Source organism: Sphingobacterium rhinopitheci (assembly GCF_022627575.1).
In the GTDB taxonomy this organism is placed as follows: Bacteria; Bacteroidota; Bacteroidia; order Sphingobacteriales; family Sphingobacteriaceae; genus Sphingobacterium; species Sphingobacterium rhinopitheci.
Genome location: NZ_JADEYQ010000005.1, coordinates 51,383 through 73,809, shown reverse-complemented (window position 1 = coordinate 73,809; position 22,427 = coordinate 51,383). Strand labels below are relative to the sequence as shown.

Here is a 22,427-nt window from a genome sequence, read left to right as displayed (position 1 = left end):
AAAACCCAATTTTAACCACTTTTGATATGAAATCCACTTTTGTGAAAAAAGTATTGTATTGTTTTTTTTGTGCGTAGTCTATGTATTAAAGCATTATGCGCAAGAAGGGGATAATCAGTTAATTCTCCTTTTATATTTTCCAAATACAGCTATTTATTATCTGTTTTTTTAAACTATTCTTTGTTATCCTCAAATTATAAGATTATTATTTTGTAATTTGAGGATAATTTAAACCTTATAACCTACCAATGTTAAGTTGTTTTAACCTAAAACCTTTCAATAGGTGTTTTTTACTGTGTATAATGTTTGTGTTTTGTGCTAAAAGCACATTTTCTCAATCAATTTCACTTCGTGAATTACTTGCTACGCCATATGTTGGAAAAATAGTGGCTGCTTCCAAAGCCAATCGTTTGGCTTTTGCCGTTAATGATAGCGGTCATCGCAATATTTATTATGTCCAAGGACCAGCATATAAAATGCACAAGATTACAGCATTTGATAGCGATGATGCACAAGAAATATCAAGCTTAGCGATGTCTGCGGACGGTAAGTGGGTTATTTTTGTAAGGGGAGGGGATCACGGTGCCAATACTGCTCCTGTAGCTACAAACTCTGCCTCTTTAGTTAAGGCTACATCGATAGAAATATATTCTTATAATGTAGAAGAGAATAGGCTGTACACAATTGGGCTAGGTAATTATCCTTCTTTTCATCCTGACGGCAAGCATATTACCTATAGCAGGTCTGGGCAAGTGTGGACTGCGCCATTAGATAAGGATAATGGCGGTAAGCAGTTGTTTCACGTAAGGGGAATAGCCTCCAATATGCAGTGGTCACCAGATGGCAGCAAATTGGCTTTTGTCGCTAAGAGAGGGGATTATAGTTTTATAGGTATATTCAGTACTATGTCGAACCGAATAAAATGGATAAGCCCTTCATTTTATACAGATGCTTTTCCACAATGGTCTCCTAAAGGTGATAAATTGGCATTTGTACGTCGTGAAGCAGTAGGAGGTCCTTTGGATTCATTAACATCATTCAGTTATCAGCCTTGGTCTATTCGTATAGCTGATGTATCGACAGGAGAGTCCAAAGAGATCTACAAAGCAGCGACTAAGCGAGAGGCTACATTTCCACGGATTGCAGGGCAGGTAAATCTTCAATGGAAGCATGCTGATTATATTACTTTTATGTCCTATGAGGATGGGTGGCCACATCTATACCGTTTGGATAGCAGAAATAACAAGGTACAGCAATTAACGAAGGGTACATTTGAAGTCAATGATTTTGCATACAATAATGCAGGTACGAAAATAGTCTTTGCCGCGAATAATGGCCTTGATACCTATGATTTTGAACGTTCGCATATTGGTGTTGTAGATGTGGAGTCTACTGCTATGTCAATGATTTCCAATGGTGAAGGTATAGAGATGGCACCATTCTATTTTAATAATGATAATTTGATAGGTTTTCGTTCTAGTACGTACAATAGTCCTCCACAACCAAATATCTATGATATGGCATCAAAGAAAAATATCGCCGTGGGCAATGCTTTATTTGATGATAAAGATAACGACTTCGTTAGGCCGGAGCAGGTATTTATTACCGCTGAAGACGGTATAAAATCTTCCGCTCAATTATTTAAACCTAGAAATGGTAAAAGTAATGGTGCAGCATTGGTATATATTCATGGTGGTCCGCGTAGGCAGATGTATTTAGGCTGGCACCATTCGGATTATTATTTCAATGATTATATCGTCAATCAATATTTAGCACAGCTCGGATATACGGTATTGTCTATAAATTATAGGATGGGGACAGGTTATGGTTTTGATTTCCAACATCCTGATTCCTCTGGTAACTTGGGGGCATCAGAATATTTAGATGTACTCGCAGCAGGCAAATGGTTGCAGCAGCAGAAGGGTATAGATCCTGCTAAAGTAGGTCTCTTTGGCGGTTCATATGGTGGCTACTTAACAGCAATGGGCCTAGCCAAAAATTCAGATATCTTTAAGGTAGGGGTTGATATTCATGGCGTACATAATAGACAAAGAAAGCAAAATCCTGACTTTTATGCGCCTGATTTTGAGCTCGCGTCACGACTAAACTGGGATTCATCTCCTTCGAGGTGGGTAGATAGTTGGCAGTCTCCAGTATTACTAATTCATGCTGATGATGACCAAAATGTCGCCTTCAGCCAGAGTATCGATCTTTACAAAAGGTTGAAATCAAGAAATATAGCGGTCGAAGCGCTCGTTATTCCTGATGAAAATCATCATTGGCAAATGTTTGAAAATCTTGTTAACGTGAAAGAGGCTACTGTTGAATTTTTAAATCGTAAACTCCATAATAACAAATAAGCATATGATGTATTGTAGATTAATAGTCGCTTTATTGATAATTTCCTTTTTAGGAAGTTGTAGTATTAAAAAGTCAATCAATAAAAATGTAAACCTTAATGTGCAGAGTGATTCGCTATTAAATACCGCATTTGTAGGGTTTAAGATCATAGATTTGGATACAAAAGAAGTATTGGAGGAGAGCAATGCGGCTAATTATTTTATCCCCGCTAGTAACACCAAATTGCTGAGTATGTATAGCGCTATACGTACTTTTGGCGACTCTATCCCAGGCTGGTTTATTGCTGAAGATCATCATACATTATATATTGAGCCTAATGCTGATCCATCATTTATGCATAGCGATTTTAAAGAGCAAAAGTTATTTGACTTGTTGTGCAATACCAATAAGAAGATAGTCTTAATATTACCTAGCTCAGCAAATATAGGTAGATTTGGTGCTGGCTGGTCATGGAATTCGCATCTGTATAATTATGCTGTGGAGCGTTCTGTAATGCCTATGTATGCTAATTTGGTGCGTTTTGCTAAAAGGGGAAACAATTTTTATGCTGTTCCTTCCTTCTTTACGGATAGTATCAATAATGTAAAGGAAGAAGTTGACCACAATCGTTTTGTACGTGTGGAGCGCGACGAGCAATCGAACTCTTTTGTGTTTAGCAATAATAGTAATGCAACTCATTTGGTAACGGGATATACGCGTCAGCAAAATGAGGAATTACCATTTCTATTGTTAAGGGATACCCTTGTAAAGCGAAATCCCCAAGCCGATATAAGCTTATGGAAGGAGCGTCCTGAAGGTTTACAATTTAAGGCTTTTTATACGGTCCCTACCGATGATTTGCTAGGGATAATGATGAAGCGTAGCGATAATTTTATAGCAGAGCAAATATTGCTCATGGTCGGTAAATACAATACGGGGGAGGTGTCCGATTATATAACGATAAAGAACCTACGAAATACCTTATTTGCGGATGTACTCGATGCTGGCCGTTGGGCCGATGGTAGTGGCTTGAGCCGTAATAACTTAATATCACCCAATGAGTATATCAATCTATTGGGTCAGATCAATACGGAAGGAATAAGAGATCGCGTAATAGATATATTACCCGCAGGAAATCAAGGTACATTGAGCGGTCTATATTTGGGTTATGAACCTAATATCGCTGCTAAGACAGGTACTTTAGCAGATCACTTGGGGCTAAGTGGCTATCTTAAAACAAAGAAAAATACTAATCTAGCCTTTTCATTTTTAATTAATAACCATAGAGGTAATGCCAATGATTACCGCAAGAAAATAGAAGAGGTATTGATATGGTACATCGAGAATAAATAGACTTTAGGTATTTAACACGAATACAATTTAAAAATCCCTCTGTTATTGTGAGCAGAGGGATTTTTATATTATGGATTTGTAGACCATAGAGATGCTGATTTAAGCATTGCTCTTCGAGGTAGTTTTAGATTGGCAACGATCAACTCTGCAAAATCTTCAGGTTGTAGTACTTTATCGGGATCACCATCCGTCAATTTAAGGTCTTTGGACATGTCTGATGCTATCGTAGATGGCATCAATGTACAAACACGAATATTGTACTTACGCACCTCACGCATCAAGGAGTCTGATAATCCAATAACACCAAATTTGGAAGCGCTATAAGCAGATGTCGTAGCGGCACCATTCAATCCTGCTGTAGATGATACATTGATGACATCACCTTGATTTTTTGCTATTAGTTGTGGCAATACTGCTTTGGTAACAAAGTATGTACCTAGTAAGTTGGTATTTATAATATCTACCCAAGTTTTAGGGTCCATATCTATCAATGAACCGAATGCCGCGATTCCTGCATTGTTAACAAGAATATCAAAGGTGCCAAATTCAGCGTTTAGCTTATCGATAGCAGCCTTTACATCGTCATAATTTGCGACATCAAATGTAGCATAGGTAGCTTTTACACCTAAAGATTCTATTTCCTTTACGGTGTCTATCAATATAGCTTCATTTCGTCCTGTAATAGCGACATTGATACCTTCCTGTGCAAAAGCTAAAGCTGTAGCTTTTCCCAATCCTCTACCACCACCGGTGATTAATGCGTATTTTCCGTTCAAATTTTCCATACTTCAAATTTAAAGAATTTACAAAACTAGTACTGTCTTATTTCTGTAATACTTCTACTCGTTTTAGATGCCCGATGGAATATTTTAGCGGGTTACAAATTAGGGAGTGTTTTTTTGATTCATATAGGTTATGGATTAGGGTAGGCTAATATTGCTAAAAAGGCTGCTGATTTTTCAACTAAAAATCGTTTGTTTTCTGTTGGTGTAGGTTTCCAATTCTAAGGATTATACATTATAATTTTGAAGCCTTCTCCATTCAAGAGGAGGTTTTTTTATGTATTATGACATTACAATCACGAATTAATAGTTATCACTTTGTAAATTTAGGTTTAATACATTTATGATGTCGAAGATGAAAATTGAAATATGGAGCGATATAATGTGCCCATTTTGTTATATCGGAAAACGTAGGCTAGAACAGTCTTTAGCAAGCTCTCCCCTCCAGGATGCTATCGAGATAGAATGGAAGAGTTATCAATTGAACCCTGATTTGGTAACGGATCCTACGATACGTATCGATGACTATTTGGCTCTGCACAAAGGGATGCCCAAGGAGCAGGCACATCAATTGAATCAGCAAGTGACAGAAATGGCCAAAGAGGAAGGATTAGTTTTTGATTTTACGCGTTCTGTAGTTGCCAACACGTTCAAGGCTCACGAGTTTCTTCATTTTGCTAAGAAGTATAATAAACAAGATGAAGCTAAGGAACTGCTTTTCAAAAGCTATTTTACCGAAGGCAAAAATATCGATGATATGGATGTTTTAGAATCTATAGCAATAGCATTGGGGATTGATGCCGCTGAATTTGCTGCGGCTGTAGCACAAGGAACCTTTGTGGATGAGGTGAAGATGGATATCCATGAAGCTCGCCAAATAGGGGTCAAGGGCGTTCCATTTTTTGTGTACAATCGCAAATATGCTATATCGGGAGCACAGCCTTTGTCTTTATTTGAAGATACGCTGCAACAGGCTTATGAGGAATGGAATGGTGCTAATACCATCACGTTACAAAATATCAATACTGAAGCCCCTTCGTGTGGCCCTGAGGGATGCTAATAGTGCCCTATATACCTTATAAATGCCTTCTCTTTATCGGAGAAGGCATTTGTATGTAAAGTTATTGCCTTTTTGGTACTATTATTTAATATTTATTTCATTGATTATAAATTACTTACCGTGTAAGTTAATTACTTTTGACAATAATCTGACTTTTTGACTTTTTATTTATATTAGTCAATACTATCTTTGTTTTATAATATTTAAACAAATATAGATATGAAAAAAGTTTTACTTACACTAACTGCAGTTGCAGGATTAACAGTAGCTTCTCAGGCTCAAGTAACAGGTTTTGAAAAAGGAAATGTGCTTGTTGAAGGAAATTTAGGTTTTAATACGAGTGACAATAAAAATTCAGAGGTTAAAACATCTAGTTTCAATTTTTCACCTAAAGTTGGATATTTCTTTACGGATAAATTAGCAGCTGGTATCAATTTAAATGTTGGAACAAGTATGAATGATCAATATGGAATTGATAGAAAATCAAAAGTAAATGGTTTTGGTGTAGGCGTATTTGGTCGTTATTACTTTTTAGAGTTGGGTTCACGTTTCAAAACATATGCTGAGTTAAATGTTGACTATAACAACACAAAATCAGAATTGACTATTGCAAATACGACTACTGAAAATCCAAAAACAAATAAGTTTGGTGTGAATGCAGGAATAGGTGCTAATTATTTCTTAACGGATAAGATTGCTTTAAATTTTGCTTTCGCTAATATCGTTGGTTATAATACATCAAAAGTAGATGCAGACGGCGCAAAATCTGTTAATCAATTCGGAGTTAATGTTAACGAGTTTAATAACTTCTTTAATACAGCTCAATTTGGATTAACATTCAAATTCTAATTTAGAAGATTTATAAAATACTCCCCTCATAAGCTCCATGCTTATGAGGGGTTTTATTTTATGTGCATTTAAGCCTATATTTTTGCTACTATAGCACACATCATAAAGCACAAAAAAGCCTTCTCTTTATCGGAGAAGGCTTTCTTTTTTCAGTAACTGAAATCTATCACACTTTGATTTCTACTTCAACACCTGAAGGTAATTCAAGTTTCATCAATGCGTCAACAGTTTTAGCATTTGATGAGTAGATATCCAATAATCTCTTGTAAGAACATAATTGGAATTGCTCACGTGCTTTTTTGTTAACGTGTGGTGAACGTAAAACTGTATAGATTTTTTTCTCTGTAGGTAAAGGAATAGGTCCTGAAACTACTGCACCTGTAGGTTTTACTGTTTTTACGATTTTCTCAGCTGATTTATCAACTAAATTGTAATCGTAAGATTTCAATTTGATTCTGATTCTTTGGCTCATTTTATATGTGTTTAAAATGACCGCTAGTTAGAGCTATTCACAACCAGCGGTCGGTTTATTTTTAAGAATGAAGATATTAGTCTTCGATTCCTTTGATTTTTCCTTTTGCTTTAGCAACTACGTCCTCTTGAACGTTACGAGGTGCTTCAGCGTAGTGATCGAATTCCATTGTTGATGTAGCACGACCTGAAGTGATAGTACGTAATTGTGTTACGTAACCAAACATCTCTGAAAGTGGAACGATAGCTTTGATTACTTGAGAACCATTACGTGTATCAAGACCTTGCATTTGACCACGACGACGGTTTAAGTCACCCATTACATCACCCATGTTTTCTTCTGGTGTCAAAACCTCCACTTTCATGATAGGCTCCATCAACACAGGAGAACATTTAGGTAATCCTTCACGGTAAGCCATTTTAGCGGCTAATTCGAATGATAAAGCATCTGAATCGACTGCGTGGAATGATCCATCAATCAAACGTACTTTCATTCCTGATAATGGGAAACCTGCTAATACACCATTTTTCAATGAAGATTCAAAACCTTTTTGAACCGAAGGAATGTATTCTTTTGGAATAGCACCACCAACGATCTCATTAACAAATTGTAATGCTGATTTTGTAGTATCGAAATCTTCGTCAATTGGAGAGATAACAACTTTGATATCCGCGAATTTACCACGACCACCTGATTGTTTTTTGTATACCTCACGGTGTTCTGTACTACCTTTGATTGACTCTTTGTAAGCTACTTGAGGAGCACCTTGGTTTACTTCAACTTTGAATTCGCGTTTCAAACGGTCGATTAAGATATCTAAGTGAAGCTCTCCCATTCCTGAGATTACTGTTTGACCAGTTTCTTGATCAGATTTAACTACGAATGTAGGATCCTCTTCTGCTAATTTACTTAAACCAATACCTAATTTATCAATGTCAGCTTGAGTTTTTGGCTCGATAGCTAAACCGATAACTGGCTCTGGGAATACCATTGATTCTAACACGATAGGGTGTTTTTCATCACATAAAGTATCACCAGTTTTGATGTCTTTGAAACCAACTACAGCACCGATATCACCAGCACCGATTCTTTCGATAGGGTTTTGCTTGTTAGCATGCATTTGGAAGATACGAGAGATACGCTCTTTGTTGCCTGAACGTGTGTTCAATACATAAGAACCAGCCTCTAATACACCTGAATATGCACGTACGAAACATAAACGACCTACGAATGGGTCAGTAGCGATTTTGAAACCTAAAGCTGCGAAAGGCTCAGACTCCGATGGCTTACGTGTGATCTCTTCACCTGTGTTAGGGTTAGTACCCGTTACAGCTTCGATATCTAATGGAGAAGGTAATAATTCCATTACTAAATCCAACATTGTTTGAACACCTTTGTTTTTGAAAGATGAACCACAAACCATAGGAACGATAGAGTTATCTAATACAGCTGCACGTAAAGCGTTTAAGATCTCACGCTCAGTCAATGAATTAGGATCTTCGAAGAATTTCTCCATCAATGACTCATCATATCCTGCTACTGCTTCTAATAATTTCTCACGGTATTCAGCTACCTCATCCAACATATCTTCTGGAATAGGCACCTCCGTGAAAGTCATCCCTTTATCGTGCTCATTCCAAACCATACCACGGTTGTTGATTAAGTCAACAACACCTTCAAAACCATCTTCAGCACCGATAGGTAATTGTAAAGCTACAGCGTTAGAACCTAACATTGATTTTACTTGACCAACAACTTTTAAGAAGTCAGCACCTGAACGGTCCATTTTGTTTACGAAACCAATACGTGGAACTTTGTAGTTGTCTGCTAATCTCCAGTTTGTTTCTGATTGAGGCTCAACACCATCAACAGCTGAAAATAAGAATACTAATCCATCTAATACACGTAATGAACGATTTACCTCAACCGTGAAATCCACGTGTCCAGGTGTGTCAATTACGTTTACTTGGTATTTGCTTCCGCGATATTGCCAGAAAACTGTAACAGCAGCAGAAGTGATCGTGATACCACGCTCTTGCTCTTGTGCCATCCAGTCAGTAGTCGCTGAACCTTCGTGTGTTTCACCTAATTTGTGGTTTACTCCAGAGTAAAATAAAATACGCTCTGTAGTTGTAGTTTTACCAGCATCGATGTGTGCAGCGATACCAATATTTCTAACTAATTTTAAATCTTTTGCCATAATATTTTATGCAGTATGTCTTTTTAATAGACTTTTTTAAATTGCAGTTCTTAAATAAGTACACCGACCCTGATAAATGCACAAGCTCTTATCTAAAGTCGGTGTAATCATATTTGATTCTTTGTTTTCAAAATTAGAATCTGAAGTGTGAGAACGCTTTGTTAGCTTCCGCCATTTTGTGCGTATCTTCTTTCTTCTTAACAGCAGCACCTTCACCTTTAGAAGCTGAAATGATTTCTCCTGCTAATTTCTCGTGCATAGTTTTTTCACCACGCTTACGTGCGTATGAAATTAACCATTTCATACCTAAAGCGATTTTACGCTCTGGACGAACTTCCATTGGAACTTGGAAGTTAGCACCACCTACACGGCGAGATTTAACCTCAACAGCAGGCATAACATTGTTTAACGCTTTTTTCCAAGCTTCTAAACCGTTCTCCTGAGTTTTTGTTTCTACTAATTCTACTGCATCGTAAAAAATTGAATAAGCGATAGATTTTTTACCATCGAACATCATGTTATTTACGAAACGTGTTACCTGAACGTCATTAAACTTCGGATCAGGTAAAATGATTCTCTTTTTTGGTTTTGATTTTCTCATTTTTCTTTCCTCCGTTTAATTATTTCTTTTTGCCTTTTGCTGGAGCTGCAGCTACTTGTCCTGGTTTAGGACGCTTAGTTCCGTATTTCGAACGACGTTGGTTACGACCTGCTACACCTGAAGTATCTAATGCACCACGGATGATGTGGTAACGTACACCTGGTAAATCCTTAACACGACCACCACGGATCAATACGATCGAGTGCTCTTGTAAGTTGTGACCTTCTCCAGGGATGTAAGCGTTAACCTCTTTACCGTTTGTTAAACGTACACGAGCTACTTTACGCATTGCTGAGTTTGGTTTTTTAGGGGTAGTAGTATATACACGTGTACATACACCTCTTCGCTGTGGACATGAGTCCAACGCTGGTGACTTACTCTTGTCAACCAGAGCTACTCTACCTTTTCTAACTAATTGTTGAATAGTAGGCATTTACCTGATTTTGTTTTTAATTTTTGTTAAAAAATCTTTATAAGTCCGCAAAGATAATAAGAATATTTGACACTGTAAATAGTTGGCTCTTATATATATGTTATTTTTTTCCACATTTTGAATTAGTAAGGCTATGATTTTATACCGATCATAGTATATTGAATACTGCTGTTTTTGTATTGACATTTATCTCATGCGTTGTATGTCTAGGTGTTTAAGATTATTGTTTACCTCCTGTATCGGCTTTGTATAATTCCATAGCATGCTTTAATTGGTTGCTTTGTATGAGCTCAAATTGTGCTGATTGTTGCAGATGGGTGCTATACATTTGGATTTGTTCTTTGAGGGTATTGTATTTTTTGTAGTCTCTTTTTATTTTGAACACTTCGATATTGGGTTTGTATAGTAGTTTTGTGATCGCATTGCCTGTTACAGCTATCGTTGTTAATGCTGTGCCTGTTATGATATTACTGCCCATTTCTGCTAATGTATGTTCGCTGGAGGTTAGTGGTTCAAATACTGGTTCGCCATAGTTATTGCGTGCTGTTGTATTTGGGCTGTTATTGGCTATAAATCCAAGCCCAATTTTAGCGACATCATCATAAATCTTAAAACTCGATTGACGTGCAAATTTTATTTTCAATGTTTTGATCGAAGTAATGGGTATGGCTATTGTAGCCCTTGGTTGTCCTATAATAATAGTGGTATCGGTTGCTTGCTTTAATGTCCCTTTGACCGTGCCATTGCTAGTTTTTACGACTGCATTATAGATGTTGATGATGCGTGTTTTTTGTATTTGTGCATGGCAGGATGGATATGCTGTTGTATATAGTAATATGATAAATAATATTATTCTCATAAAATAGCAAAGTTTCGTGTAAGCCTATATTGTATAATTCACCTAAGTTAGCATAAATACATCCGTAAGGGGTTGGTATTTTTGTTCCTTGTCAATGGAAGGCTACAGGTATAGCATTTGTATTGTCATAACCTTCCAGATCACAGTTCGGTAAAACATATTTTATTCCAAATTGTTGTGCTGTAGTACGCATTAATTTAAAGAATAAGATATGAGTTTTAAAAATATTACAGTAGCAGGTTCTGGTGTATTAGGGTATCAGATAGCATTTCAATCCGCTTTTCATGGTTTCCATGTTACCGTTTATGATATTAATGAGGAGGTATTGGCTAAGGCCAAAGCTAAGTTTGACCAACTGAGCGCATCTTATGCTACGGATTTGAAGGCTTCAGTAGCACAATTGAAACATACTTTTGATCGCTTGAAGTACAATTCTAATCTAGAGGAGGCTGTTGCTGATGCAGATCTAGTAATTGAAGCAGTGCCTGAAAACCCAGCTATCAAAACTTCATTTTATGAGCAGCTAAGTAAAGTTGCGCCCGCTAAAACAATATTTGCTACCAATTCGTCTACTTTATTGCCGAGTCAGTTTGCGCAAGTGACCGGTAGGCCTAGTCAATTTTTGGCTTTACACTTTGCAAATACCATATGGATAAATAATACTGCAGAGATAATGGGTCATGCAGGTACTGATAAAAAGGTATTCGATGAGGTCGTTGCATTTGCTAAAGAGATAGGCATGGTAGCCTTGCCACTACATAAAGAACAGCCGGGGTATATATTGAATTCGCTATTAGTGCCCTTATTGAATGCGGCGACTGATCTATTGATAAATGATGTCGCAGAGGTGCAAACTATTGATAAGACATGGATGATAGCGACGGGGGCTCCTTTTGGTCCTTTCGGCATATTGGATATTGTGGGCATCAATACGGCGTATAATATTAATGCGATGCAAGCTGCCGCAACAAAGAATCCTTCGAAAATAAAAACGGTAGAATATTTGAAGACTAATTTTATTGATAAGAACAAATTAGGCGTAGCTACAGGAGAAGGTTTCTATAAATATCCCAATCCTGCATATAAGGAAGATGGGTTTCTGAAGTAAGCGTATTTATACTATTTCTTACTTATTCATAAATTTGAAAGTCTACTTAATAGATTTAATATAGAGACGTTTAGAAAGAGTCTGTAGTATATGAAAAAGGACTGGTTGAGGATTTGATATGTTGTGCGTTTTTTTTCTGTAACAGTATTATGACTATTTTTGTATCTTTCGTCCCGGAATGAATTTAGAGTATAAAACTTATTTAATAAAGAGTGTGTCGGAAGGGGATGAATTCGCTTTTAGAAAGCTTTTCGAGTTTTTTCATCCCAATATATATACCACTGCATTGCGCATTACTAATGATGAAGCAATGGCACAAGATATTGTTCAAGATACGTTTTTAAAAGTTTGGCTTAACAAAGAGGATCTGCCAGGTGTAAACAATTTTGAAGGTTGGCTTTATACTATTGCACGTAATATTACCTTGAACATACTTAAAAAAGGTAAATTTTATAAAGATTATTTGAATGAAGAAAGTCACCAATCATTATTGGGACTTTATCGAGGAGCCGATTATGAATTACAGAGTAAAGATTTTTTAGAGCTGTTGGAACGAGCAATACAAAGATTGCCAACAAAGCAACAGCAAACATACAGATTGATTAAAGAGCAATACCTCAAAAGAAAAGAGGTAGCTGAAATATTAGGAGTTTCGCCCGAAACTGTCAAATGGAATATAGATCAAGCAATGAAAAGCATTCGTGCTTATTGTTTATCGCACATGAAAGATATGCCTTTAGTATTCGTATTACATTTTTTTTCAAAATATTTTTAAATCTATTACCCCCCAAAGTATTAACCTAATTGTCATTTCATTAAAGCGTGTCAAAGTTCAGCTTGTAGAACCGTTTTTTGTTTTAAGAAACAAGTGCCAATACTATAAAAATGCCTAATAAAGACCGTATAACATATTTATTTAATAGATGCTTGTTGGAGCAAGAAACCCTTTCCGAGCGAGAAGAGTTAGATGCTTATTTATTGAATCCAGATTACAGAGAAATAGTCGAATGGTGCTTAATGGATGCTTTTGAAGTTCCTAAATCTACAGATAGCTTATCTGAAGATGTGCAAAGTCAAATTTTAACCGCTATTCTTACGAGTAAAGATATAAAACCAAAGAAAAGTAGCCGAATACAAATATTGAAGTGGGCTGCTGCTGCTGCTGTAGCTTGTCTTTTTGTAACTGTTCCATTAATTATTAAAACAGATTTGCATCAAAGAATTATGCGCTTCAGTTTTACAGCGGAAAAACTTGAAATACCAGTGACTGCTGATAAAGTAGAAAAAGTAGCTCTACCTGCTTCCGAGGCTGCAATTCTGGAAATGACTGATGGTACGAAGCTTGAATTACCCAAATTAGCAATAGGCACACAGATTATTAAAAATGGTTTGATAGTACAAAAAACTGCGAATAATGAATTGCTCTTAAAATACACTAAACATTATAAAGGTCAGTTGCTTACCGGTGAGAAACATGTGATAAAAACTCCTAGGGGAGGTACATATTCATTAACCTTACCTGACGGTTCTCGGGTACAATTAAACTCAGCTACTACATTAATTTTGCCAGCATCATTTAACGATACTATAAGGTCTGTAGAGCTTCAGGGTGAGGCATTTTTTGAAATTGTAAAAAATAAGAAAATGTTCAAAGTGTACTCTAAGCAAGGGATAAATAGGCAAGAGATAAGTGTGTATGGTACATCTTTTAATATTTCAGCGTATTCAAATGATAAACATTTGGAGACTACTTTAGTAACAGGATCTATTAATGTTAAGAATTTAAATAATAATAAAGCCCTTTGGTTACAGCCAAATCAGACAGCATTGGTTTCCAATGATCAAATGTTGCAGGTGGAGGCCAATTTGGATAAAAACCTCTCATGGATAAATAATATTTTTTATTTCGAAGATGAATCACTTGACAATGTCATCAATCAAATAGGACGTTGGTATGATGTTGATTTTAAAAATATGCCCCAATCAACAACGCAACGTATGTGGGCTCAAGTTTCTAGAGATGTTACTCTACAGGAGCTGTTAGAAATTATAGAAAAAACATATCCAATAAAATTTAAAATAATAGGAAAGGAGGTTCATGTGCTGAACTAACTAATAAATTTTAAGAGAAATAAATAACAAAAACCTAAAACTACTTCATTCAGCTTACACAGCTAAAGAAGTGAAAGATTAAAAACCTATGCGTACATTATTAATAAAGTTTTCTTATTCGGCTATATTCGTATTGGTATTGTGTGTTTTCCTTGTGGAGAATTTAGTAGCACAAACAAAGACTGTAACTATAAATGAAAAGAACATTACTTTAAACGAATTCTTAACACATATTCGTAAACAAACTGGCTATAATTTTACATTTAGCTCCAATAAGTTAGATTTTAATCAACTTATAAATCCAAAATTTAAAAACATCAGTATTCAAGATGTTTTATCTAAATATTTCAATCCAAATACTGGAGTAGTTTTTATCATCAAGAATGGCACTATAGTATTAATGGATGAAGAGCGTGCTACTAAAAGCACTATAACAGGAAAAATTATAGAAGCTTCAACAAAAAGGCCAGTAGCCGGCGCAACAATTATTTCAGGCTCGCAAAAAATAAATACTAAATCTGGAGATGGTGGATTGTTTCAGATTGTAGTTCCAGAATATGAGACATTTATTGAAGTTAGCTATTTGGGTTTGAAAAACCAAAGGGTAATTCTTAATAATGGGGCAGATATTCTAATAGAATTGGAAGAAAAGACCGAAGAAATAGAAAATGTTGTAGTGACTGGTTTATTTAGTCGTCCAACAGAAAATTTTACTGGTGCCGCTACAGCAGTTACTGGGGATCAGCTTCGAAATGTGAACTCCATGAATGTATTTGATGCATTGAAAGTTTTTGATCCAGCGGTTCGAATTCCAGATAATTTGGAATTTGGATCAGACCCTAATCAGTTGCCCAAAATTAGTCTTCGTGGTACAAATAATTTTCCTGCTCAAGGAGATGGCGGTCTAAATAATCAATCCGGAGCGGATTTTATGGCAGCATATCAATCTAATCCGAGTATGCCATTGTTTATGCTGGATGGTTTTGAGGCAAGTCTTCAAAAAATATATGATTTGGATATCAATAGAATAGATAAGATTACGATTCTGAAAGATGCTGTCGCTACCTCTGCTTATGGTTCTAGAGCTGCCAATGGTGTTATCGTTGTAGAAACTAAGCAACCTCAAGCAGGTAAGTTGACGGTCAATTATACAAGTACATTGCAAGTTACTGCTCCTGACTTGACTTCATATAATCTATTAAATGCAGCTGATAAATTGAAGTTAGAGCAGATAAGTGGTTTGTACAATACAAATAGACCTGAGAATCAACTGATATTAGATCAAAGATATTCAAATAGAATGGCTGCTGTTGCATCAGGTGTAGATACGTATTGGTTATCTCAACCCTTGCAAACTGGAGTAGGTACCAAACAATCTATTTATGTAGAAGGAGGAGATAGCCACATTCGATATGGAGCATCAGCAGGATATACCAATAATAAAGGTGTAATGAAAGGTTCTGGACGTGAGACATTTGAAGGGGGTATGATTCTTTCTTATCGTAAGAACAACTTTATCGTCCGTAATCAGTTGAATATTAATTCTAATACTTCGGACAACTCCCCTTATGGTAATTTCAGTGATTATTCTCGACTAAATCCATATTGGAATCCATTTGATGAGAATGGTAATGTTGTCAAGACTTTAGAAACAATAGCTAATTTTGGTATAGGTGGAACATCTGTTATTTCTAATCCACTTTATAATGCTACTGTAGGAACAGTTAATTATAGTAAATACACTGGAATTACAAATAATACTTTTCTAGAATGGCGATTTAATGGTGGTTATCGCATTACTGGTAAGTTAGGGTTAACTAAGCAAAATGACGAGGCTAATGTTTTCTTGCCAGCAGGACATACTGCTTTTGCTAATATTACTGATTATAACTCGGAAGCTTATGCTACTAGGGGTTCATATGATCGCTCAAACTCAAGTTTCTTTAATTATGACGCTAGTTTGGTAGGTGATTACAGTAAGACCTTTGGCAAGAATTTGATTTTTGCAACTTTGGGATTCTCTGTTGCTGAACAGCAAAGTCAAGCTACAGCAATCTCTGTTATTGGTTTTCCAAATAATAGATTGGATGAAATTTTTTATGGTAATGCATACCGAAATGGAAGTAGACCAAGTGGACAAAACAATATAAGTAGAAGATTTTCTTCATTTGCCAACTTTAACTATACCTACGATAGAAGATTTCTATTCGACTTAGCCTTAAATATTGATGGTTCTACGCAGTTCGGCGAATTGAACAGGTATGCACCGTTTGGAGCTGTAGGTTTTGGATGGAATATCCACGAAGAAAAATTTATGCAGTCAGCACTTCCGTATATTAATAGGTTGAAAATTCGTGGAGGATTAGGGACTACAGGTAGTCAGCAATTTCCGCCTTATATGGCTATCACAACATATGGATACAATACCGGTCAAGATTATTTAGGATCTTATGGTGCATCTGTATTAGGTTATGGAAATCAGAATCTTAAATGGCAAGAAACATTGAAATACAATATGGGAGCAGATCTTGCTTTTGGAGCAGATCGTTTTATTTTGCGATTAGATGCTTATTATGAGATTACAAACAATCTATTATTGGATGTAAATACTCCTCCCTCACTAGGTGTTAGTACCTATAAGGAAAATATGGGTAAACTAGCCAACAAAGGCATTGAAGGAAATTTGAATGCTTTTATCTTTAAGCCAGGACAATCTAAGGTTTCATGGTCCGTTTTTGTGAATGCTATTCACAATAGAAATGAAATAAAAGAGATATCGAATGCATTGAAAAAAATGAATGAAGCTAACGATCAAAACGATCAAAATAGACCTCAGCAGCGTTATCAAGAAGGTAAGTCTGTGAATTCTATATGGGCTGTATTATCGGCTGGTATAGATCCAAGTACTGGTCAAGAATTATTTTATGATCGTAATGGACAATTAACGTATGTATGGAATGCAGAAGATAAAGTGATTGTTGGCGATGGAATTCCAAAGGTTAGTGGAAATCTAGGAACTAATATGACATACAAAGGAATCCAATTTGGCGCTTACTTTAGTTATCAATTAGGTGCTAAACAATATAACCAGACATTAGTAGATCATGTTGAAAATGCAAATTTGAGTATGAATGTTGATGAACGTGTGTTATTAGATCGTTGGACAAAACCAGGTGATGTGACATTTTTTAAGGGTTTGAGTGATGTTGAAGGTAATACTGTTACTTCTATAACAAATGCAACTTCGAGATTTATGCAAAAGAATAATTTCTTGAATTTTACTAGTATTTCGCTAGGTTACATTTTGCCCGAAGCTTGGACAAGCAAATGGAAGTTAAAAAACACAAGGCTTAACCTTCAAGGAAATAATATATTCCAAATGTCTAGTATTCAAGTGGAAAGAGGTCTTGCTTATCCATTTGCTCGAAACTTTACATTTAGTTTAAACACATCATTCTAAATATTGATATTATGAATTATAAAGTATTTTTTATAGCGCTAACTGCAGTTGCAATGTCATCAAGTAGCTGCACAAAATGGTTAGATGTGCAACCTAAAACAAATATTTCAGAACGTGTTTTATTTGAAGATGAGCAAGGTTTCAAGGATGCATTAATAGGTGTTTATGTAAAAATGGCTAGTGCTGAATTGTATGCTAAGGAATTTACTATGGCTACAATGGATGTATTTGCGCAGCAATATGATGTTAGTGGAAATACCAATCAATATTATGAATTTGGTCGTTACAACTATAGCAATGCTGCGGTACAAAGTAGAGTGAACCAATTTTGGAATTCTTCGTACAATGCTATCGCAAACCTTAATAATCTATTAACAAACCTTGAAGGTAAAGAAAATTTATTCTCTGAAGGTAATTATGAGTTGATAAAAGGTGAAGCTTTAGCCTTGCGCGCTTATTTACATTTTGATTTATTCAGAGCTTTCGGCCCTATTCCTGCTGTAGGAATGCAAAACGAAAGTATTCCGTATGTGGATGTTTTTGAAATGAAGGTTAAGCCAAACTTAACAGGTCAAGAATTTATAAATAAATGTATGCAAGATTTGAATGATGCCATTTCTTTGTTGTCAGCACACAAGTCTGTCAATTATGGTCTTGCTGATCCTTTCAAATCACATACGCGTAATCACCTTAATTATTGGGCTGCAAATGGATTGAAAGCACGTATTTCCTTATATGTTGGTGATAAGTCTACGGCTTTGCAAAGTGCTCGTGTTGTAATCGATAATGCAGCATTATTTCCATTTATTCAGCGTAATAACTTAGCTGGAACTGCACCTAATCGTACCTTCTTATCAGAACAATTGTTTGGTATTTATATTCCAACATTGAAAGACATAAATGATGGCTTGTTCAGAAGCTCATCGGGGTCGAGTGTTTTAACTAATAAGGAGTCTTTTTTTACAGAGGTTTACGAAAGTTCAAGTACTGATTTTAGAAAGATTTTTTTATTTAATACTGATGGTACTACAAGTCAACTATATCCAGTTAAATATTATACAGATGATATTCAAACAGATTTACTCAATACAAAGAGAGTACCATTATTAAGACTTTCTGAGGTATGTTATATTGCTGCCGAAGCAAGTGTAGATCCTATTGAAAAAATCAAATATTTGAACTTGGTACGTACAAATAGAGGGTTAGGTTCTTTGAGCAATGATTTGATAGAAAGTCAAATTGAGCTGGAGATTTTTAAAGAATATCGTAAGGAATTTTATCAAGAAGGACAGTTGTTTTTTTATTATAAACGAAATAATACGCAACGAATTTCAGGTTATGGTCAAGATATGACAGATCAGCAATATGTGCTACCAAGACCAAATGATGAAATTGAATTCAATAATTAATACTATTATGAACTTGAAAAAATATATATCTATACTATTTGTGGTGACTTTGTGTTTAGCACAAATAGGATGTAAGAAAGATAAAATGCTTTCCTATAATTTTGGATCTGGAATAGCGATTTATAAAAATGGAATTGACGAGGGTAGAGATAGTCTTACCGTTTCATTCGCTGTCAAGAATGAAACGGTAAGTTCAGATACTATTGAGCTTCCGTTAAGGATATTAGGACATTTGTCTAATCAAGATAGAGAGGTTAAGTATGGTATAATAGAGGGAGAGACTACTGCTGATCGAGCTAATTATGATTTATTACCTGCCGTAATTCCTGCTAATAGCTATGAGGGGGTGTTAAGACTTAAAGTCAATAAAACTGAATCTCTGAAGACTAAAGAAGCAAAAATTTGGATTACTTTATTGGATTCGGATGAATTTCGTGTAGGACCCAAAGAGCAAATGACATACCTTATAAAAATCAATGATTACTTGACTAAGCCTGCTTCATGGCACGACATTCGATTTGGCGAATATAGTCAAGCTAAATATGGTTTGATTATACGTGAAACAGGATATACTGACTTCGCTGGGCTTCACCCAGAGGTATTATTGTTTATAGTTGGCAAGTGTCGTAATACACTTAATGAATATATACAAATTAATGGTGCAGAAATGCTTGATGAAAATCAGCTACCTGTACGATTTCCTTAACCTTTAACTTCCATAAATATGAAATTCATTATATCTGTATGTAGTAAAATAGGAGTTTTACTTTTCGTACTTATGCAAATCTCTTGTTATAAAGACAAGGGAAATTATGATCTTCAAGAAATAAACAAAATCACTATATTGAAAAATGGTAGTGATACATTGAAGGTTAATCAGTTTGATTCTTTAAAAGTGGAAACCTTGTTGGAGCAATCTCTATTAACAGGAGAGGATAATCTCACGTACAAATGGTCCGTTTTTCTATCTAATCCGCCTATAACAGGATTAATAGATGAAGTATTGTCTACAGAAAAGAACCTGAATGTTCAATTTGGACTTCGTCCAGATACTTATACCCTTCTTTACACTGTTACCGATAAAAACACGGGTGTTTCCACTTTTAAGAAATATTTGTTGCAAGTTTCGAGTCGCTTGAGTGAAGGATGGCTTATGATAAGTCAAAGTAATGATGGTAAAAGAGATGTAGGATTACTTCATCCTGATGGATATGCTATTCCCAGCTTATTGAGCTCTGCTAATCCAGACCTTATGATACCATCAAATTTACATACTGTACGTGTATTAACTACATTTTTTGGAGGGTCTCAGGATATATTTCTCCTCGGAGAAAATGAATCTGTACGCGTGAAGTATACCGATTTTACACTGGTAAATAAGGGTAGTGACTGGTTTGTCGAGAAGAATTTAAATTCAAAACCTCAAGAATTTAAGTACGATATGGTCGGTTCTAATGCTTTTTATTTGAATAATGGTAAGATTTATTCCAATCAAATTGACTTTAGATTTGGGGTGCCTGTAGCTGGTAATTATAGATTGTCCCGTTATTTTATTACTTCCCAAAGTAGTGATGCAGGGATATTCTATGATGAAATTGGTAAGCGATTTATTAATTACGCGAGCAAAAAGTTTAATAATTTTTCTGTCCAAGCTAATGCGCCATTTGATATGAGTAACGTAGGTATGGATGTGATGTTTGGTGGGGTTGCTCCAATGAGTCAGTATAGTTTTTTGATGAAAGACAGTCAACAAAAAGCGCATGTACTTCGAATACATAGTGCTGGTTTAGCTGTCGGAAAATACCCTGTTGATAATGCGGAGAAAATTCTTCAAGCGACATCAGTTGCGTTCTCGGGTCTTTATTTTCATATATATTATGCTGTTGATAATGAGTTGTATTTGTTGGATGTAGAGAAAAATAGTTCAAAATTGATCTATACTTTTCCGCAAGGAACAGATATTACTACGTTGACGTTAAAACAAACAGTTAGTAGTTGGGTCAGTTTTCCAGATAATAATAGAACATTGGCTGTAGGAACCTATGATCAGCAAGAAGGAAAGGTTTATGTATTTTCTATCGATAATTTGGGCGAATTTACAAATGATAATTATTCAAAACTGTATGAAGGTCTTGATAAGCCTATTTCATTAGTATATAAAAATAGAAAGTAATGAAAAGTAAACTCATTATAATATTATTTTTTATTTGCAATAGTGTTTTTGCACAGCAAAATGCTGTTTCAGCTTTTGTATCTATCCCATCGGTAGCAAATCAAATAAAGAATCTCAATAATGTGAATGATCTAGATCGTATTTATCAAGCTTTTCAAAAAGATTTTCCGGAGGAAAAATTTGAACAGGTTCATTTTTTATTAGATCAGGTGCATGTTGCGGCAGCAGATAAATTGTTGCTATGGAATAATAATGATGAAGCTATTAAGGTTATTCTTAAAATACAGAATCCTCAAGAGCGAAATCGAATGATGAAAAGTCTGCCAACTACTAGTTGGCAGACTAAATCTGTAGATTCTTTAGCAAAGGTGTTTAGTTTAAATATTGCCAAAAGCGAGGCTAAATTGTATCAGCAATATTTTACCTATGCGGAAATATTGAATTATACAGGTAGATATCAGGAATCTTTACTCTTTTTGGAAAATCATGGAGAAATTGAAAGTCTTATTCTTAAACATCCATATCTGTTTATTGAGCTCTATCGTAAGAATAATAAACCTTTGCTTGCTATGCCAATTTTAAGTGAAATTATAAAGTCTGGTAAAGGGAATGTCTCTTCTCGAGAATTACTTCACGAAATATGGAATGAAGCTTATGGTGGGGATAAAGGTTTTGAAGCTTATTATCAAGAACAATTAGCTTTTATTCGTAAAGAAAAAGAAAATGGTATTAGGGATAGAATGCTATCTTATAAAGCCCCAGATTTTGAATTAATGGATTTAAATGGTAATACTGTTAGTTTGAAAGATCTTCACGGGAAAGTGGTTTTTTTAGATTTTTGGGCAACATGGTGTGGTCCTTGTTTAGCATCATTCCCTACGATGCAACGTGTGTTGGATAAGTATAAGAGCAATAAAGATGTTGTGTTTTTATTTGTGAACACAATGGAAAAATCAATGGATGGAAATCAACGTAAAGAAAAGATTGTCCAAATCCTTAAAAAGAATAAATTGAATTTTCAGGTTTTATTAGACCAACAAGTGAATGGAAAATATGATTTGGTCAATAGATTTAAAGTGTCAGGTATTCCCGCTCAATTTGTTATAGATAAAAAGGGGCAAGTACGGTTTGCATTGAAAGGATTTGATGGAAGTTCGGATGGCTTGATACAAGAAATTGATTTATTGGTAGAAGAAACATTAAAATTTTAAAGAAG

The 22,427-nt window shown here is 35.4% G+C and carries 18 protein-coding genes; 12 read left to right on the top strand and 6 right to left on the bottom strand.

The genetic code is table 11. The features are described from left to right. The first annotated feature begins 302 nt into the window (after positions 1–302). Together IP023_RS07605 and IP023_RS07600 are read left to right on the top strand one after the other, a co-directional pair. Positions 303–2,360, top strand: coding sequence for a S9 family peptidase (locus IP023_RS07605; RefSeq protein WP_241789668.1), 2,058 nt, complete (start codon positions 303–305; stop codon positions 2,358–2,360). 4 nt (positions 2,361–2,364) lie between these two features. Then, complete coding sequence (locus IP023_RS07600) at positions 2,365–3,693, top strand: D-alanyl-D-alanine carboxypeptidase (protein WP_241789667.1); 1,329 nt, start codon at positions 2,365–2,367, stop codon at positions 3,691–3,693. 68 nt (positions 3,694–3,761) lie between these two features. Here the strand turns inward: IP023_RS07600 and IP023_RS07595 are convergent, their stop codons facing one another. After that, a complete protein-coding gene (locus IP023_RS07595) occupies positions 3,762–4,478 on the bottom strand; it encodes a 3-ketoacyl-ACP reductase (protein ID WP_241789666.1) in 717 nt (238 codons plus the stop codon). Between the two features lie 352 nt (positions 4,479–4,830). On the opposite strand from IP023_RS07595, the gene IP023_RS07590 reads away from it, so the two are divergent. Both IP023_RS07590 and IP023_RS07585 read left to right on the top strand, forming a co-directional pair. Next, positions 4,831–5,535 carry a DsbA family oxidoreductase gene (locus tag IP023_RS07590; RefSeq protein WP_241789665.1) on the top strand — a complete coding sequence of 235 codons (705 nt, stop codon included), beginning with the start codon at positions 4,831–4,833 and terminating at the stop codon, positions 5,533–5,535. Between the two features lie 219 nt (positions 5,536–5,754). Beyond that, positions 5,755–6,384, top strand: a complete 630-nt coding sequence (locus IP023_RS07585; protein ID WP_241789664.1) for an outer membrane beta-barrel protein — start codon at positions 5,755–5,757, stop codon at positions 6,382–6,384. A gap of 166 nt (positions 6,385–6,550) precedes the next feature. Here the strand turns inward: IP023_RS07585 and rpsJ are convergent, their stop codons facing one another. The 5 genes from rpsJ to IP023_RS07560 form a co-directional block, all read right to left on the bottom strand. Then, complete coding sequence (rpsJ, locus tag IP023_RS07580) at positions 6,551–6,856, bottom strand: 30S ribosomal protein S10 (RefSeq protein WP_039053489.1); 306 nt, start codon at positions 6,854–6,856, stop codon at positions 6,551–6,553. Between the two features lie 76 nt (positions 6,857–6,932). Continuing rightward, positions 6,933–9,056 (bottom strand): elongation factor G, encoded by a 2,124-nt coding sequence (gene fusA / locus IP023_RS07575; protein WP_241789663.1) that lies wholly within the window; start codon positions 9,054–9,056, stop codon positions 6,933–6,935. Positions 9,057–9,189: 133 nt separating this feature from the next. Continuing rightward, positions 9,190–9,657: a 30S ribosomal protein S7 gene (rpsG, locus tag IP023_RS07570; protein ID WP_241789662.1), complete on the bottom strand. Its 468-nt coding sequence runs from the start codon at positions 9,655–9,657 to the stop codon at positions 9,190–9,192. Positions 9,658–9,676: 19 nt separating this feature from the next. Next, entirely contained in the window at positions 9,677–10,090 is a 414-nt protein-coding gene (gene rpsL / locus IP023_RS07565; RefSeq protein WP_079641421.1) for a 30S ribosomal protein S12, read from the bottom strand. Between the two features lie 220 nt (positions 10,091–10,310). Beyond that, entirely contained in the window at positions 10,311–10,949 is a 639-nt protein-coding gene (locus IP023_RS07560; protein WP_241789661.1) for a hypothetical protein, read from the bottom strand. A gap of 211 nt (positions 10,950–11,160) precedes the next feature. On the opposite strand from IP023_RS07560, the gene IP023_RS07555 reads away from it, so the two are divergent. The 8 genes from IP023_RS07555 to IP023_RS07520 all read left to right on the top strand — a co-directional run bounded on the left by IP023_RS07555 (position 11,161) and on the right by IP023_RS07520 (position 22,422). Beyond that, positions 11,161–12,057 carry a 3-hydroxyacyl-CoA dehydrogenase gene (locus IP023_RS07555; protein WP_241789660.1) on the top strand — a complete coding sequence of 299 codons (897 nt, stop codon included), beginning with the start codon at positions 11,161–11,163 and terminating at the stop codon, positions 12,055–12,057. Positions 12,058–12,235: 178 nt separating this feature from the next. Continuing rightward, positions 12,236–12,832: an RNA polymerase sigma factor gene (locus tag IP023_RS07550; protein WP_241789659.1), complete on the top strand. Its 597-nt coding sequence runs from the start codon at positions 12,236–12,238 to the stop codon at positions 12,830–12,832. A gap of 110 nt (positions 12,833–12,942) precedes the next feature. Continuing rightward, complete coding sequence (locus IP023_RS07545; protein ID WP_241789658.1) at positions 12,943–14,169, top strand: FecR family protein; 1,227 nt, start codon at positions 12,943–12,945, stop codon at positions 14,167–14,169. 88 nt (positions 14,170–14,257) lie between these two features. Next, on the top strand, positions 14,258–17,629 hold the full coding sequence (locus tag IP023_RS07540; protein WP_241789657.1) for a SusC/RagA family TonB-linked outer membrane protein: 3,372 nt from the start codon (positions 14,258–14,260) through the stop codon (positions 17,627–17,629). An 11-nt stretch (positions 17,630–17,640) separates the two neighbouring features. Beyond that, the gene (locus tag IP023_RS07535) at positions 17,641–19,038 is read left to right on the top strand and encodes a RagB/SusD family nutrient uptake outer membrane protein (protein WP_241789656.1); all 1,398 of its coding nucleotides are present in this window, start codon (positions 17,641–17,643) and stop codon (positions 19,036–19,038) included. 7 nt (positions 19,039–19,045) lie between these two features. After that, complete coding sequence (locus IP023_RS07530; RefSeq protein WP_241789655.1) at positions 19,046–19,744, top strand: DUF4843 domain-containing protein; 699 nt, start codon at positions 19,046–19,048, stop codon at positions 19,742–19,744. Between the two features lie 18 nt (positions 19,745–19,762). Beyond that, a complete protein-coding gene (locus IP023_RS07525) occupies positions 19,763–21,211 on the top strand; it encodes a PKD-like family lipoprotein (protein ID WP_241789654.1) in 1,449 nt (482 codons plus the stop codon). Continuing rightward, positions 21,211–22,422, top strand: a complete 1,212-nt coding sequence (locus IP023_RS07520) for a TlpA family protein disulfide reductase (protein ID WP_241789653.1) — start codon at positions 21,211–21,213, stop codon at positions 22,420–22,422. Before IP023_RS07525 ends, IP023_RS07520 begins: the two co-directional genes overlap by 1 nt. Positions 22,423–22,427: the final 5 nt, after the last annotated feature.